Source organism: Rhodococcus daqingensis (assembly GCF_042665615.1).
GTDB classification, from domain to species: domain Bacteria; phylum Actinomycetota; class Actinomycetes; order Mycobacteriales; family Mycobacteriaceae; genus Rhodococcus_G; species Rhodococcus_G daqingensis.
Genome location: NZ_JBHTCS010000018.1, coordinates 63,524 through 77,496 on the forward strand (window position 1 = coordinate 63,524; position 13,973 = coordinate 77,496).

The window sequence follows — 13,973 nt, forward strand, 5'->3', positions numbered from 1 at the left end:
TGTCAGACCCCTTCGAGGTCGAGTGCGGCGAGGCCGAGTTCGAGCTCGCCGAGCGGCTGGAAGTAGCGGTCGACGTCGGCGTCGGTGACGTCCGCGAGGGTGGCCGGCGACCAGGCCGGGTTGCGGTCCTTGTCGACGACCTGCGCGCGGATCCCCTCGACGAGGTCGTGCGAGGCGAGTGCCGCGACCGAGACCCGGAACTCCTCGTCGAGGACCGCCTCGAGGCTGCCGAGGGTGCGGGCGTGGCGCAGTGAGCGCAGCGTGACCTTCTGGGCGACCGGCGACTTGGCCAGGACCTGCTCGGCCGCCTTCGCGGCCTCCGGCACGTCGGCGGCCTGCAGTCGTTCGACGATTTCCTCGACCGTGTCCGCGGAGTACGCGGCATCGATCCAGGAGCGCTGCGCGAGCAGCGGCGACTCCGGCGCGGGACACTCGAGCCGCGCCAGCGCGTCGGCGACCGACCCGGATTCGAGGGCGGCCACGAGGGCGCCCAGCGATTCCGACGGCACGAAGTGGTCGGCGAACCCGAGCGCGATCGCGTCCCCGGCGTTCAGGCGGCCGGTGGTCAGCGCGACATGGGTTCCGGTCTCGCCGGGCGCCCGCGACAGCAGGTAGGTGCCGCCGACGTCGGGCACGAACCCGATGCCGGTCTCCGGCATCGCGATCGACGAGCGTTCGGTGACGATCCGCACGCTGCCGTGCGCAGAGATCCCGACGCCGCCGCCCATCACGATGCCGTCCATGATCGCCACGTACGTCTTGGGATACCGGCCGATCGCGGCGTTGAGGATGTACTCGTCGCGCCAGAACTCGCGCGACCCGTCGCCGCCGTCCCTGGCGTCGTGGTAGATCGAGACGATGTCGCCGCCCGCGCACAGGCCGCGCTCCCCCGCCCCGTCGACGACGACCGCACGCACCTGCGGATCGGCCTCCCACTCGAGCAGCGCGGCGGCCATCGTCCGCACCATCGAGTGGTTGAGGGCGTTGATCGCCCTCGGGCGGTTGAGCGTCAGGCGCCCGGTCGCGCCGACCCGCCGGACCAGGACCTCCGGTTCGTTCTCCTCGCTCACGCAGCTCCCGCCTTTCCCGCGATCACGCTGCGGGCGATGACCACCCGCATGATCTCGTTGGTGCCCTCGAGGATCTGGTGGACGCGCAGATCCCGCACGATCTTCTCCAGACCGTACTCCGACAGGTAGCCGTACCCGCCGTGCATCTGCAGCGCCCGGTTTGCCACGTCGAATCCGGTATCGGTGGCGAATCGCTTTGCCATCGCACAGAGTTCGACCTTGTCCTTCGCGTCCGCGTCGAGCGCGGCCGCGGCCCGCCACAGCAGGGTACGGGCCGCCTCGAGTTCGGTGCGCATGTCCGCGAGCTGGAACTGCAGCGCCTGCGAGTCGAGCAGCGGCGAGCCGAATGCCTTGCGCTCGGCGAGGTGGTTGACCGCCTTCTGCAGCGCGGCCTGGCCGCCGCCCACGGAGCACGCCGCGATGTTCAGCCGGCCGCCGTTGAGCCCCGACATCGCGATGCGGAATCCGTCGCCCTCCCGGCCGAGCAGGTTGGCGGCGGGCACCCGCACCTCGTCGAGGATCACCTGGCGGGTCGGCTGCGCGTTCCAGCCCATCTTCTTCTCGTTGGCCCCGAAGGACAGCCCCTCTGCGCCCTTCGGGACGATGAATGCCGAGATGCCCTTGGCGCCTGCGGATCCGGTCCTGGCCATCACCACGTAGACGTCGGAGGTACCCGCGCCGGAGATGAACTGCTTGACCCCGGTGAGCAGGTAGTCGTCGCCGTCCCGCACGGCCTTGGTGCTCAGGGCCGCGGCATCGGAACCGGCACCCGGCTCGGTCAGGCAGTAGCTGCCGAGCTGGTCCATCGAGCACAGGCCCGGCACCCACTGGTGCCGCTGCTCGTCGGTGCCGAAGGAATCGATCATCCACGTGACCATGTTGTGGATGGACACGTAGGCGGCGATGGACGGGCAACCCGTGGCGAGCTGCTCGAAGATCCGGACGGCGTCGAGCCGGGTGAGCCCCGACCCGCCGACGTCCTCACTGATGTAGATCCCGCCCATGCCGAGCGAGCCGGCCTTGCGCAGTACGTCCACCGGGAAGTGCTTGGTCTGATCCCATTCGATCGCATGGGGGGCCAGGTACTCCGAGGCGAAGTCCCGAGCGGTGTCGCTGATCGCCCGCTCGTCATCGGTCAGGGTGAACATGGTGTTCCTAGTCCATCGTCGGGATGACGAAGTGGTCGGTGGCGTGCTCCTTGGTGCCGGAGGGCCAGCGCTGGGTCACCGTCTTGGTCTTGGTGTAGAAGCGGATCGAGTCGGGACCGTGCTGGTTGAGGTCACCGAATCCGGATCGCTTCCAGCCACCGAAGGTGTGGTACGCGATCGGGACGGGGATCGGCACGTTGACGCCGACCATGCCGGTGTTGACGCGGGTGGTGAAGTCGCGGGCGGTGTCACCGTCGCGGGTGAAGATCGAGACGCCGTTGCCGTACTCGTGCTCGCTCGGCAGGCGCAGCGCCTCCTCGTAGTCGTGCGCGCGGACGACCTGGAGCACGGGTCCGAAGATCTCCTCCTTGTAGATCCGCATCTCCGGGGTGACCTTGTCGAACAGGGTCGCGCCCGCGAAGAACCCGCCCTCGTGTCCGTCGAGGGTGAAGCCGCGGCCGTCGACGACCAGCTCGGCGCCCTCGTCGACACCGATCTGCACGTAGTCGTTGACGCGCTTGAGGGCGTCGGCACCGACCAGCGGGCCGAAGTCGGCGTTCTCGTCGTCGGAGGTGCCGATCTTGAGCTCGGCGACCCGCTCGGCCAGCTTGGCGACCAGTGCGTCGGCGGTCTCGTCGCCGACCGGGACCGCGACGGAGATCGCCATGCAGCGCTCGCCCGCGGAGCCGTAGCCGGCACCGATCAGCGCGTCCGCGACCTGGTCCAGGTCCGCGTCGGGCATCACGATGGCGTGGTTCTTCGCGCCGCCGAAGCACTGCGCGCGCTTGCCGTGGGCTGCCGCGGTCTCGTAGATGTACTGCGCGATCGGGGTGGAGCCGACGAAGCCGAGCGCCTTGACTCGGGGGTCGGTGAGCAGCACGTCCACGGTCTCCTTGTCGCCGTTGACGACGTTGAAGACGCCCGGCGGCAGGCCGGCCTCGATGAACAGTTCGGCCAGCCGCAGCGGGACGGAGGGGTCACGCTCGGAGGGCTTGAGGATGAAGGCGTTGCCGCAGGCGATCGCAGGCGCGGCCTTCCAGAGCGGGATCATCGCCGGGAAGTTGAACGGGGTGATGCCGGCGACGACTCCGAGCGGCTGGCGCATCGAGAAGACGTCGATGCCGGTGCCTGCGCTCTCGGTGTACTCGCCCTTGAGCATGTGCGGGATGCCGGTGGCGAACTCGACGACCTCGAGGCCGCGCTGGATGTCGCCCTTGGCGTCGGCGATCGTCTTGCCGTGCTCGGAGGACAGCAGCCGGGCGAGCGAGTCCATCTCGTCCTGGATCAGCTGCAGGAACCTCATCAGCACCCGGGCCCGCTTCTGCGGGTTCCACTGGGCCCACTCACGCTGCGCCTCTTCGGCATTCGCGATGGCGGCCTCGGCATCGGCCTTGTTCGCCAGCGGGACGCGCGCCTGAACCTCACCCGTGTTGGGGTCGTAGACGTCGGCGAACCTGTCGGAGGTGCCGGGGACGCGCTTGCCGCCGATGAAGTGCGTAAGTTCCTGAACCATTTTCTTGGACCTGTTCTCGCTAGGGCGAATGCCCGCGCCGACCCCATGGCAACCCACGGGCGCGCGGTTCGGAGTTCCGGATATGTTGCCATCCTATAGTTGGATGTCCATGTATGTCTAGGGGTGACGCCGACCAGGTGGGCGCCACACACAATCGGCCGAAACCCGGGGTACGCAGGCCGCCGACGGAGAACAATCACCGTCACAAGGTGCCGGCCGGACCGCCACCGGGCGCGCGCGAATGGGCAAGAACCTGTCAGCTGCACTCTCTCGTCTCAGGATGGAGATCGCCCGATGGAGCCCCAGACCGAATCGACCCGGTGCGCGATCGAATCACCCCACTGCTCGGACGAGTCCGCCGGATTCTCCGCGCGGACGACCCGCCAGACCTTCCTCGGCGCCGCGGGCGCCCTGGTCGCGGCGGGCATGGCCGGGATCGGCTCCACCGGGCCACGGGCGACCGCCGCGGAAGGGTCCGGCATCCCCGTCAGGCGCCCGAACATCGTGGTCATCATCACCGACCAGGAGCGGCTTCCGATGTTCTGGCCGGCTGGCTGGGCGGACCGGAACCTGCCCAACCGCAAGCGGCTGTCCGACCGGGGACTCACCTTCACCCAGGGTTTCTGCAATGCCGCGATGTGCTCGCCCAGCCGCAGCACCTTCTTCACCGGACTCTTCCCCGCGCAGCACGGCGTCACGGCCACCCTCACCGAGGGCGGCACGGTCTCCCCGACCGAGCCGACGCTGCCGGTCGGCATCCAGAACATGGCCAAGCTGCTGTCCTCGGCCGGTTACAACGTGCACTACCGCGGCAAATGGCACATGAGCAAGGGGTCCGGGAGCGGCGACCCGTCCAGCGCCGACGTCGCGGCGTATGGCTTCCAGGGGTGGGTTCCGCCCGAGGGCGGCCAGGACACCAACCCCGACCACTTCGGCGGCGGCTGCGCCGACCTCGACAGCGGCTACGCGGCGCAGGCGGTCGACTTCGTCCGCGGCGTCGATTCGAGCACGCCGTTCGCGCTCATCGTCTCGTTCGTCAACCCGCACGACGTGCTCGCCTACCCACAGACCTGGGACGCGATCAACGGCACCTGCAACAACTACGGCTCCGACGCGCCCGGCGTGTTCGAGCAGGGCATCGAACTGCCGCCGACCTACGGCGAATCCCTCGCCCTCAATTTCAAACCCACCGCCCAGATCCAGTCGGAACTGCTGCTCGCGGCCGGCCTCGGCCCGCTGATCGGCCCGAACGCCGCCCGCAACTACGTCAACTTCTACGCGTACATGCACAAGGTGGTCGACGAGCACATCGGGGCGGTGCTCGACGCGCTCGAGTCCCGGCCCGGGATGCGCGAGTCGACGATGGTGATCCGCATGTCCGATCACGGCGAGATGGGCATGTCCCACGGCGGCCTGCGCCAGAAGGTGTTCAACACCTACGAGGAGACCCTGCGCGTCACCATCGTCGTGAGCAATCCCGTCCTGTTCCCCACGCCGGTCCAGTCCCGCGCGATGGCGTCCCTCATCGACGTGATGCCCACGCTGGCCACCCTCGCGGGCGTGCCCGATCGGGGGGCCTGGGACTTCCGCGGGACCGACCTGACGCCGGTGATCGCCGACGCGTCCGCCAACCCGGCCAACCCCACCGCGACCGTGCAGGACGAGATCGTGTTCACCTACGACGACCAGAACTGTGCCGTTCCCGACGGACAGTTCCTGGTCACCCAGCCCAACCACATCCGCTGTGTGCGCGACACCCGCTGGAAGTACTCGGCGTACTTCGACCCGTCCGGGGTGATCCCGCCGCAGTTCGAGCTGTACGACCTCGAGTCGGACCCGCTCGAGATGCACAATCGCGGCAACCCGCTCAATGTCGGCTTCTACGACCCGCGCCAGTCCGCACTCATGCACGAGCGGCTGTTCGCGGCGATGGCCCGCACCGGGACAACCCCCGCCCGCGGCCTGTAGGCGGCGTAGCCGCTGAGCGGGACGAGGGGGTTGTGGGCGCCCCCGGGCAGGCAGACGCTGGGTACATGTCTGAATCCACCAAGCCCTCCCTCACGACCGCCGTCATCGTGACCGGCGGCGCGTCCGGCATCGGCCTCGCCTCCGCTCGCGCGCTCGCCGAGGCCGGCCGCCCCGTCGCTCTCTGGGACCTCAACGAGGCCAAGGCCAAGTCCGAGGCCGACGCCATCGCCGCCGAGTTCGGCGTCGCCGCGATCGGCGTCGGCATCGACCTGAGCAACCCGGACCTGTACGCGGACGCGCTGGCCACCACCCGCGCCGCGCTGCCGAACATCGGCGGCCTCGTGCACGCCGCAGGCGTCGTCGACCAGGGCTCGCTCGAGGGCGTCACCGTGGACGTGTGGGATCTGGGCATCAACACCCACCTGCGCCCGCTGGTGCTGCTGACCAAGGAACTGCTGCCGGACTTCCAGGCGAACCCGGGCTCGGCGATCGTCGGCATCTCGTCGATCAACGCGCACCTCGGCAACGCCATCAACCCGGTCTACTCCGCGGCCAAGGGCGGCATGCTCGCCGTCGTCCGTTCGCTCGCCGACCGGCTCGGCCCCGAGGGCATCCGCATCAACTGCGTCTCCCCCGGCCAGATCCTGACCCCGATGCTGCAGCCCACCGTGGACCTGCTCCCCGAGGGCACCTTCGAGCGCCGCATCCTGATGGGCCGCCTCGGCAAGCCGGAGGAGGTCGGCCGCGCTGTGCGCTTCATGCTCTCCGACGAGGCCAGCTACATCACGGCCAGCGAACTGGTCGTCGACGGCGGCAACATCTCCTCGCAGCGCATGTAGCTGCCGGGCATCAGTGCCCACCCAGGATCCGGTAGGTGGCCGTCAGCTCGCGAAGCGCGGCGGCCACCACCGGCTCCTCCACCCCTCCGGCCCGCAGCGCCCGGCGCAGCGGCTCGGGGGTGAGATCGTCGGGCGCGGGCCGGAAGGCGACCCGCGGCAGCGGCGGCAGTGTGATCCGGTCGCCGAAGAAGTCGTCGAGATCGGGCGCGGATTCCGCATCCTCCCCGTCCGAGTCGAACGAGCGGATCAGGACGTCGAGATCGAGCCCGCGGAGGGTGAGGATGACCAGCGGCTCGGTGTCCAGCCGCTGCGCGGTGAGGTAGACGATGGCCGCCGCGTGCTTGCACGGCCAGCCCTGATCCGGGCAGGTGCAACCGAAATCCAGCTCGCCGGACTCGGTGGGCAACAACAGGTCCCCGAGCTCGATCGGCACCGTGCCCGAGGCGAGCGTGGCGAGCATGCCCGGCGTCGACCGCACCCGGTCGATCAGCACGTCGACGGTGTCGGGGTCGAGCGGCCGGAGGGTGAACGTCGCGGTGAAGGGGTCGATCTGACTGCCCTGGACCTCGCCGACCACCGCTCCGGGTGCGATCCGGTAGCTGATCACCTGTCCCGCGCGGGCCGAGCCGCGCCCGCGGGCGATCCGGCCGGAGTCGGCGATCCGCTCCATCGAGGACACCAACGCGCGACCCCACCAGGACTGGGCAAACGGGCCGCCGCGCGCCGCGCGCGCAGAGCCGAACTGGCTGAAATCGGTTCGCCGACGGTTCATTCCCCCACCGCCTCGTCGCCGAGCCGCATCAGTTCGCGCAACTCGTCGGTCGACATCTCGGTGATCCAGTTCTCGCCGGTGCCGACGGCGAGGTCGGCCAGTTCCGACTTGCTCGCCAGCATCGCGTCGATCCGTTCCTCGAGGGTGCCCACACACACCAGCTTGCGCACCTGCACGTCGCGACGCTGACCGATCCGGAACGCCCGGTCGGTGGCCTGGTTCTCGACCGCGGGATTCCACCAGCGATCCAGGTGCACAACGTGATTGGCCGCGGTGAGGTTGAGCCCGGTGCCGCCTGCCTTGAGCGAGAGCACCATGATGGCGGGAGCGGAGCCGGCGGAGCGACCCGACGACACTGCGGAGTCCCCGCCCTGAAACGCCTCCACCATCGCGTCGCGCTTGGCCCGCGACACCCCACCGTGCAGGAACGGCACCTCGGCGCCGAACCGCTCGGCCAGATACGGCGCGACGAGCGAACCGAACTCGCGGAACTGGGTGAACAGCAGCACCCGCTCGCCGTCCGCGAGCACCGAGTCCACGATGTCCTCGACGAGGCCGAGCTTGCCGGAGCGGTGCCTGCCGCGTCGCTGCACCGGCGAGCCGTCGCCGAGAAAGTGCGCCGGATGGTTGCACACCTGCTTGAGCCGGGTCAGCGCGGCGAGCACCGCCCCCTTGCGCGCCGCGCCCTCGGTGTCCCGGATCCGTTCCATCATGTCGTCGAGCACGGCCCGGTACAGGGAGGCCTGCTCCGCGGTGAGGTTCGCGCGCACCGTCATCTCGAACTTCTCCGGCAGGTCGGAGATCACCTCGGGATCGGTCTTGACCCGGCGCAGCACGAAGGGCGAGGTCACGGCCCGCAGCCGCGCCAACGCGCCCTCGTCGTGCTCGCGTTCGATGGGGACGGCGAACCGGGCCCGGAACTGCTGTGCGCTGCCGAGCATCCGCGGGTTCACGAAGTCCAGGATCGAGCGCAGCTCGTCGAGCCTGTTCTCGACGGGCGTCCCCGTCAGCGCGAGCCGGTGGTCCGCCGGGATCGCACGCGCCGCACGCGCCGCGGCGGTGCCCGAGTTCTTGACGTGCTGCGCCTCGTCGAGCACCAGCCTGCGCCAGCGGCGCTCACCGAGGGCCGCCGCGTCCCGGGTCAGCAGCGCGTAGGTGGTGATCACCAGGTCGTGTTCGCCCGCGGCCGCGGTCAGGTCCTCGCCTCGGAGACGGTCGCCGCCGTGGTGGACGAGCACCCGTAGCCCGGGAGTGAACCGGGCGGCCTCGCGCTGCCAGTTCCCGACCACGGACATGGGACAGACGAGCAGCGTCGGTCCCGGGCGCGTCGCCCCCGCGACCCGTTCGTGGGCGAGCAGCGCGAGCAGCTGCACCGTCTTGCCCAGGCCCATGTCGTCGGCCAGCACCGCGCCGAGCCCGAGGTCGCTCATGTACACGAGCCAGTCGAGCCCGCGCCGCTGGTAGGGCCGCAACCGCGCCTCGAGCCCCGGCGGCGACGGGACGGCGGTCGGCCGCGCTCCCGAATCGAGCAGTCCCGCAACCCAACCGGTGGTGGTGATCTCCTCTACCGGCACCGGCGGCGGTTCTTGTGCGGTGAGCTCGCCCAGGAGGTCGGCGAGGGTGCTCCCGCCGACATCGGCCTGCCGGATGACGTACCGGGCGGCCCGCGCGAGCACGGTCTTGTCGGCCTGCACCCACTGTCCACGCAGCCGGACCAGGTCGGATTTCGTCCGGGTCAGCTGCGCCATCTCGGCGGGCGTGAGCACCATGTCGCCGAGCGCGAGCTCCCAGTTGTAGGCGACGAGCTGGTTCATCCCGACGGCGCGGTCCTCGGTGTCGGCGGCCACCGGTGGGCTGCTGACCCGCAGGCGCAGCGACGGGGCCACCACGCTCCACGCGCGCGGCAGCAGCAGGGTGACGCCGGCCTCGGCGAGCACCTGGGCGCCGTGCGCGACCAGGTCGGTCACCACCTCCAGCGGGAGCAGCAGGTCCAGGCTGTCCGGGTCGGACGGCACCGCGCGGAGCATCGGGTAGGCCTCCATGGCCTCCGCGAGCTTGCGCACCCCGACCGTCAGCGCCTTGGGATCGCCGAGATGGACAGGCACCGGGCTGGGCGCCTCCCCCTCCGGCCGCAGGCAGACCTGCAGCCGCCAGAGCACCAGGTCGCCCTCCTCGAGGGTGGACTCGTCGTCCTCCGCCGGCTCGAGCAGCCGCAGGACGAGCTCCGGCTCGTCCACGACGAGGCTCTGGCGCCACTGCTGCAGGTCGGTCGCCACCTGCTGGGTGCCCTCTGCGTACGGGGAGCCCGCGCCGAGCGCCGCGAGGAGTGGATGCTCGCTCTCCCGGTCGCCGAGCAGCTCACGAACGATCGGGTCGGTGATCTCGAAGACGAAATCTTCCAACACCTTCCGCGCGCCGACGGACCCACGGAGCACGGCGGGCGCGGCCGCGGCCAGCTCGGAGATCCAGGCCCGCTGCGGATCGCCGCCCACGAGCCGCCACCGGGCCCACCACTGGCCGTCCACGCGTTCGAGCTCGGGCACGACCCGACCCGCCCGGACCCACCGCTGCACGCCCCTGGCGACATGTGCGAGGAAGCGGAGATCGCCGGGAAGCTCGGCGAACGTGTCCGGGTGCAGGTCGAGCAGCAGCGCGGCGGCCGCGGGCGGCGCCAGCGCGAGGGCGGGCACCGTCACCTCGCCGAGGGTGCCGTCGCCGTTCGGCAGCGCCACGGTGACCCGGTGCCGGAACTTGCGGCCACAGGCCCTCCGCAGCGACGCGGGCAGGTGCTCGATGTCGTCGTCGACCGGCTCGGGTGCACCGCCGTCGCGCCACAGCATCAGCCCCGATCCCGGGGACCACACCGCGTGCACCATCAGCCCATCCAATCAGGCAGCCACGACAAGTCTCGACGACGCTGGATTAATCCATCTGACCAGCGGGATAATGGGCCATTGGCGGATCGCGTCGGGAGCGACAGATGACCATTCTGGTTCAGGTGCTCGAACAGGGCTACTCGCACAGCACGCCGTGGCAGCAGCGGAGATACCAGTTCGTCGACGCCGCACACATCGTCGGCCTGCGGTTGGACGGGCAGTCCGGCGTGTGGTTGGACATGACCCGACCCGGCGAGTCGCACCAGTTGGCGCTCACGCCCTCGCCCGACCTCTCGATCTACTTCCTGATGCGGGTCTTCGACGACATCGCGAACTGCGAGCGCCAGGGCGGCTCCTGGATGATCGGCCACGACGGCAGCAACCTCGAGACGATCATCGCCACCCGGTTCCCGATGCCCTGACGGTGCGCGCACCGAAACTGCCCGATTTCCCCTCTATGCAACCAACCGAGCACTTGCTAGGTTGCTGTGATCCGTGATCACAGTGATTCATTCCACAATTGGGGGGTACATGTTCCGGGCATCACGCACCGCGGCCTTCATCGCGTCACTGGCCGCACTGGTTCTGCCGTTCGGCGCGGGGACCGCCCAGGCCGAGCCGCTACCTGAGAACTACAACTTCTTCGCGGGCATCCCGAACGAGCTGACCAACCCCGGCGGCTCGCTGCCCGGAGCGAACGACTTCGGTTGCAAGCCGACCGCGGAGCACCCCCGACCGGTCGTGCTCGTGCACGGCACGGGCGGCGGGCAGCAGACCAACTGGGGCGCCTATGTCCCGATGCTCAAGAACGCCGGTTTCTGCGTGTTCGCCCTGACCTACGGGGCGATTCCCGGCGCACCCTGGCCGATCTCGGCGATCGGCGGGATGGGTCCGCTCGAGAACAGTGCCGGTGAGTTCAAGACCTTCGTCGAGCGGGTGCTGGCCTCCACCGGCGCCGAGACCGTCGACGTCGTCGGCCACTCGCAGGGCACACTGATCCCGACGTACTACCTCAAGCACCTCGGCGGCGAGGGCACGATCACCAACTACGTCTCCGTCGCTCCGCCGTGGCTGGGACTGACCACCCTCGGCGTGGACGCGCTGCCCGCCTTCGCCAAGCGGTTGGGCGTGCCCGAGACCTCGATCCCCGTCTGCCAGGGCTGCGGGGAGATGACCGCCGACTCGGAGTTGATCAAGAAGATCAACGCCGGCGGCACCCCCTACGTCAAGGGCGTGAACTACACCAACATCTCCACCCGCTACGACGAGGCGATCGCCCTGCACCAGGGCCAGGTGCCTGGGCCTCCCGGCTACACGGTGAACAACATCGTCGTGCAGGACACGTGCGCTCAGGACTACTCCGAGCACGCCGCCGTCGCCGGTTCCCAGCGCGCGGCGTACATGGTGTTCAACGCCCTCGACCCGGCGCACCAACGCGAGGTGCCGTGCACCTTCGTCCCGCCGTTCACGGGGTAGCAGCAGGTCGTCGGCCGATCGGCATCACGCGTGTTCCGCGCGGTTGTCGGTGCCGATCGGCACACTGTCCGGACCACCGGCCCGGACAGGAGGTCCCGGATGTTCACCCGCCGCATTCCGATACCGCTCCTGCTCGCGGTGCTGCTCGGCGGACTCGTCGCCGGCTGCGGTGTGCTCGACCGCTTCGCGCCCACCCCGCAGCCCGCCCCCGGCAGCCCCTCCCGCGCGCAGATCGAGCAACTGCTCGCGGCGGTGCGGATCGTCGACGGCCGCACCAAGGCCGGGGGCTACGAGCGTGGCTGCCGCGCCGGACAGGCCTGTGTGTTCGGCCCGGCGTGGTCGGACGACCACGCCGGTCCGGGCGGGCACGACGGCTGCGACACCCGCAACAACGTGCTCGCGCGCGACCTGACCGAGGTGCGGTTCAGATCGGGCAGCCGCGACTGTGTGGTGGTGGCGGGGGTCCTCGCGGACCCGTACACCGGCCGCAGCCTGCGCTTCAGCAAGAACGCGGCCAAGGACGTGCAGATCGACCACATCTACCCGCTCGCCGCCGCCTGGGACCTCGGCGCCGCGCGGTGGCCGGCCGAGCGCCGGCTGGAGTTCGCCAACGACATCACCTACAACCTGCTCGCCGTCGACGGTGCGGTGAACCAGTCGAAGGGCGATTCGACCCCCGCCGAATGGCTGCCGCCCGATCCCGGCCACCACTGCTACTACGCGGGCAAATACCTCACCACCGCCGTCCACTACGACCTTCCGGTCACCGCCGCCGACCAAGACGCACTGTCCCGGGTCGCGGCGACATGCGGCTGACCGAGGCCGACCGCCGGATCGTCAGAGGAGCGGCGCCTCTCCGAAAGGCACACTGCCCCGGTCACCCACCGGTACCGGAGAACACCGGATGCACCGCGCCGCGTCGATGTACCGTCGGACCACTGCCGCCGGCGATCTGGAGCACCATGTCCCTTCCCATGCTCGGCAAGTCGATCGCGATCAGCGGACTGGTGCTGGCCGGGTTGTTCGGTGCCGGCGCCCCCGCGACGGCGGATCCGACGCAGGACAGGTGGGTGAACATCCCGGACACGGCGACCGTCGCTGACGGACTCGCCTGTGGCGGCCGAATCGGAGGCGTCACCGTCGCCACGGACAGGCTCCAAGGGCTGGTCTACGTCCGGCTGAACGCGACGTTCGTCGGGATATCGTCGACGCCTGGAGTGCTGTGCTCGGTATTTGCGACGCTGCACTGGCGCAACCTGGGTACCGGTGCTGCTGGATCGTGGTCCACCGAGGTCAGTGGCGGAGTGATCGACTTCCCGGCGGAGCCGTGGACACACCTCGAGACGGGGTCCGGCCGCGTCGAGGTCACGCTGACCACCGATCGTCCGCACATTCCCAGCGTCACCGAGATCAACGTGTACTGAGTCGGCTGACCGGGTGGACTGCCGACGCCCGCCGGCGATAGCGTCGAGCGGGTGAGCCGAACGATCCGAGACGCCCTGACCAAGGACACCCGCCTGTGCATGTCCCTCGCCGCGCGGCCGTCGAACATCGGCACCCGGTTCCACAACTATCTCTACGAGGAGTTGGGCCTCGACTTCGTCTACAAGGCCTTCACCACAACCGATCTGCCCGCCGCCATCGCAGGCATCCGTGCCCTCGGCATCCGCGGCTGCGGTGTCTCGATGCCGTTCAAGGAGGCCTGCATCGAACACGTCGACGTCATGCACGACTCCGCCGCCGCCATCGCCTCGGTGAACACCATCGTCAACGACGACGGTGTGCTGCATGCCTACAACACCGACTACGAGGCGGTCGCGACCCTGCTGGCCGAGCACCGGGTCTCCCCTGAACTCACCGCCGTCGTCGCCGGTAGCGGCGGAATGGCCAAGGCCGTCGTCGCTGCCCTGCGCGACAACGGGTTCGGCGAGGTGACGGTCATCGCCCGAAACGAGGTCGCCGGCCCCGCGCTGGCCGAGCAGTACGGCTTCGCGTGGCGACCGGAGCTGGGCGAGCTGCGGCCGGGGCTCCTGGTGAACGCGACGCCGATCGGGATGGCGGGCGGTCCCGCAGCCGATGGCCTGCCCTTCCACCAGGACGCCGTACGGGAGTCCGAGGCGGTGTTCGACGTGGTGGCGATGCCGCCCGACACCCCGCTCGTCCGGGCCGCGTCCGCACTCGGCAAGACCGTCATCACCGGCGCCGAGGTGATCGCGCTGCAGGCCGCGGCCCAGTTCGAGCTCTACACCGGGGTGCGCCCGACCCCCGAACAGATCCGCCGGGCCTCGGAGTACTCCAGGTCGTAGCCGGC

General features: G+C 69.9%; 12 protein-coding genes. 7 read left to right on the top strand and 5 right to left on the bottom strand.

Translation table 11 applies throughout. From position 1 onward, the window contains the following. Positions 1–2: 2 nt before the first annotated feature. From ACFQS9_RS16795 to ACFQS9_RS16805, 3 genes are read right to left on the bottom strand one after another with little or no spacing between them, the layout of a single operon-like run. Positions 3–1,070: an enoyl-CoA hydratase/isomerase family protein gene (locus ACFQS9_RS16795; RefSeq protein WP_378406680.1), complete on the bottom strand. Its 1,068-nt coding sequence runs from the start codon at positions 1,068–1,070 to the stop codon at positions 3–5. Beyond that, positions 1,067–2,218, bottom strand: a complete 1,152-nt coding sequence (locus ACFQS9_RS16800; protein ID WP_378406682.1) for an isobutyryl-CoA dehydrogenase — start codon at positions 2,216–2,218, stop codon at positions 1,067–1,069. The genes ACFQS9_RS16795 and ACFQS9_RS16800 overlap by 4 nt, the downstream gene beginning before the upstream one ends. 7 nt (positions 2,219–2,225) lie before the next feature. Further along, complete coding sequence (locus tag ACFQS9_RS16805; RefSeq protein WP_378406684.1) at positions 2,226–3,731, bottom strand: CoA-acylating methylmalonate-semialdehyde dehydrogenase; 1,506 nt, start codon at positions 3,729–3,731, stop codon at positions 2,226–2,228. A 294-nt stretch (positions 3,732–4,025) separates the two neighbouring features. Between ACFQS9_RS16805 and ACFQS9_RS16810 the strand changes: the two genes are divergently transcribed. Both ACFQS9_RS16810 and ACFQS9_RS16815 read left to right on the top strand, forming a co-directional pair. After that, positions 4,026–5,699, top strand: a complete 1,674-nt coding sequence (locus ACFQS9_RS16810; RefSeq protein WP_378406686.1) for a sulfatase family protein — start codon at positions 4,026–4,028, stop codon at positions 5,697–5,699. A 65-nt stretch (positions 5,700–5,764) separates the two neighbouring features. After that, complete coding sequence (locus ACFQS9_RS16815) at positions 5,765–6,538, top strand: SDR family NAD(P)-dependent oxidoreductase (protein ID WP_378406688.1); 774 nt, start codon at positions 5,765–5,767, stop codon at positions 6,536–6,538. 10 nt (positions 6,539–6,548) lie between these two features. On the opposite strand, the gene ACFQS9_RS16820 is transcribed toward ACFQS9_RS16815, so the two are convergent. Together ACFQS9_RS16820 and ACFQS9_RS16825 are read right to left on the bottom strand one after the other, a co-directional pair. Further along, positions 6,549–7,310, bottom strand: coding sequence for an SWIM zinc finger family protein (locus tag ACFQS9_RS16820; RefSeq protein ID WP_378406690.1), 762 nt, complete (start codon positions 7,308–7,310; stop codon positions 6,549–6,551). Continuing rightward, positions 7,307–10,186: a DEAD/DEAH box helicase gene (locus tag ACFQS9_RS16825; RefSeq protein WP_378406691.1), complete on the bottom strand. Its 2,880-nt coding sequence runs from the start codon at positions 10,184–10,186 to the stop codon at positions 7,307–7,309. The genes ACFQS9_RS16820 and ACFQS9_RS16825 overlap by 4 nt, the downstream gene beginning before the upstream one ends. A 104-nt stretch (positions 10,187–10,290) precedes the next feature. Between ACFQS9_RS16825 and ACFQS9_RS16830 the strand changes: the two genes are divergently transcribed. The 5 genes from ACFQS9_RS16830 to ACFQS9_RS16850 all read left to right on the top strand — a co-directional run bounded on the left by ACFQS9_RS16830 (position 10,291) and on the right by ACFQS9_RS16850 (position 13,968). Further along, positions 10,291–10,608, top strand: coding sequence for a hypothetical protein (locus ACFQS9_RS16830; RefSeq protein WP_378406692.1), 318 nt, complete (start codon positions 10,291–10,293; stop codon positions 10,606–10,608). A 109-nt stretch (positions 10,609–10,717) separates the two neighbouring features. Then, complete coding sequence (locus ACFQS9_RS16835) at positions 10,718–11,662, top strand: esterase/lipase family protein (RefSeq protein ID WP_378406694.1); 945 nt, start codon at positions 10,718–10,720, stop codon at positions 11,660–11,662. Positions 11,663–11,761: 99 nt separating this feature from the next. Next, a complete protein-coding gene (locus ACFQS9_RS16840; RefSeq protein WP_378406696.1) occupies positions 11,762–12,478 on the top strand; it encodes an HNH endonuclease family protein in 717 nt (238 codons plus the stop codon). 146 nt (positions 12,479–12,624) lie between these two features. Continuing rightward, the gene (locus tag ACFQS9_RS16845) at positions 12,625–13,086 is read left to right on the top strand and encodes a hypothetical protein (RefSeq protein ID WP_378406698.1); all 462 of its coding nucleotides are present in this window, start codon (positions 12,625–12,627) and stop codon (positions 13,084–13,086) included. A 51-nt stretch (positions 13,087–13,137) separates the two neighbouring features. Next, positions 13,138–13,968 carry a shikimate 5-dehydrogenase gene (locus tag ACFQS9_RS16850; RefSeq protein WP_378406700.1) on the top strand — a complete coding sequence of 277 codons (831 nt, stop codon included), beginning with the start codon at positions 13,138–13,140 and terminating at the stop codon, positions 13,966–13,968. The last annotated feature ends 5 nt before the right edge of the window (positions 13,969–13,973 follow it).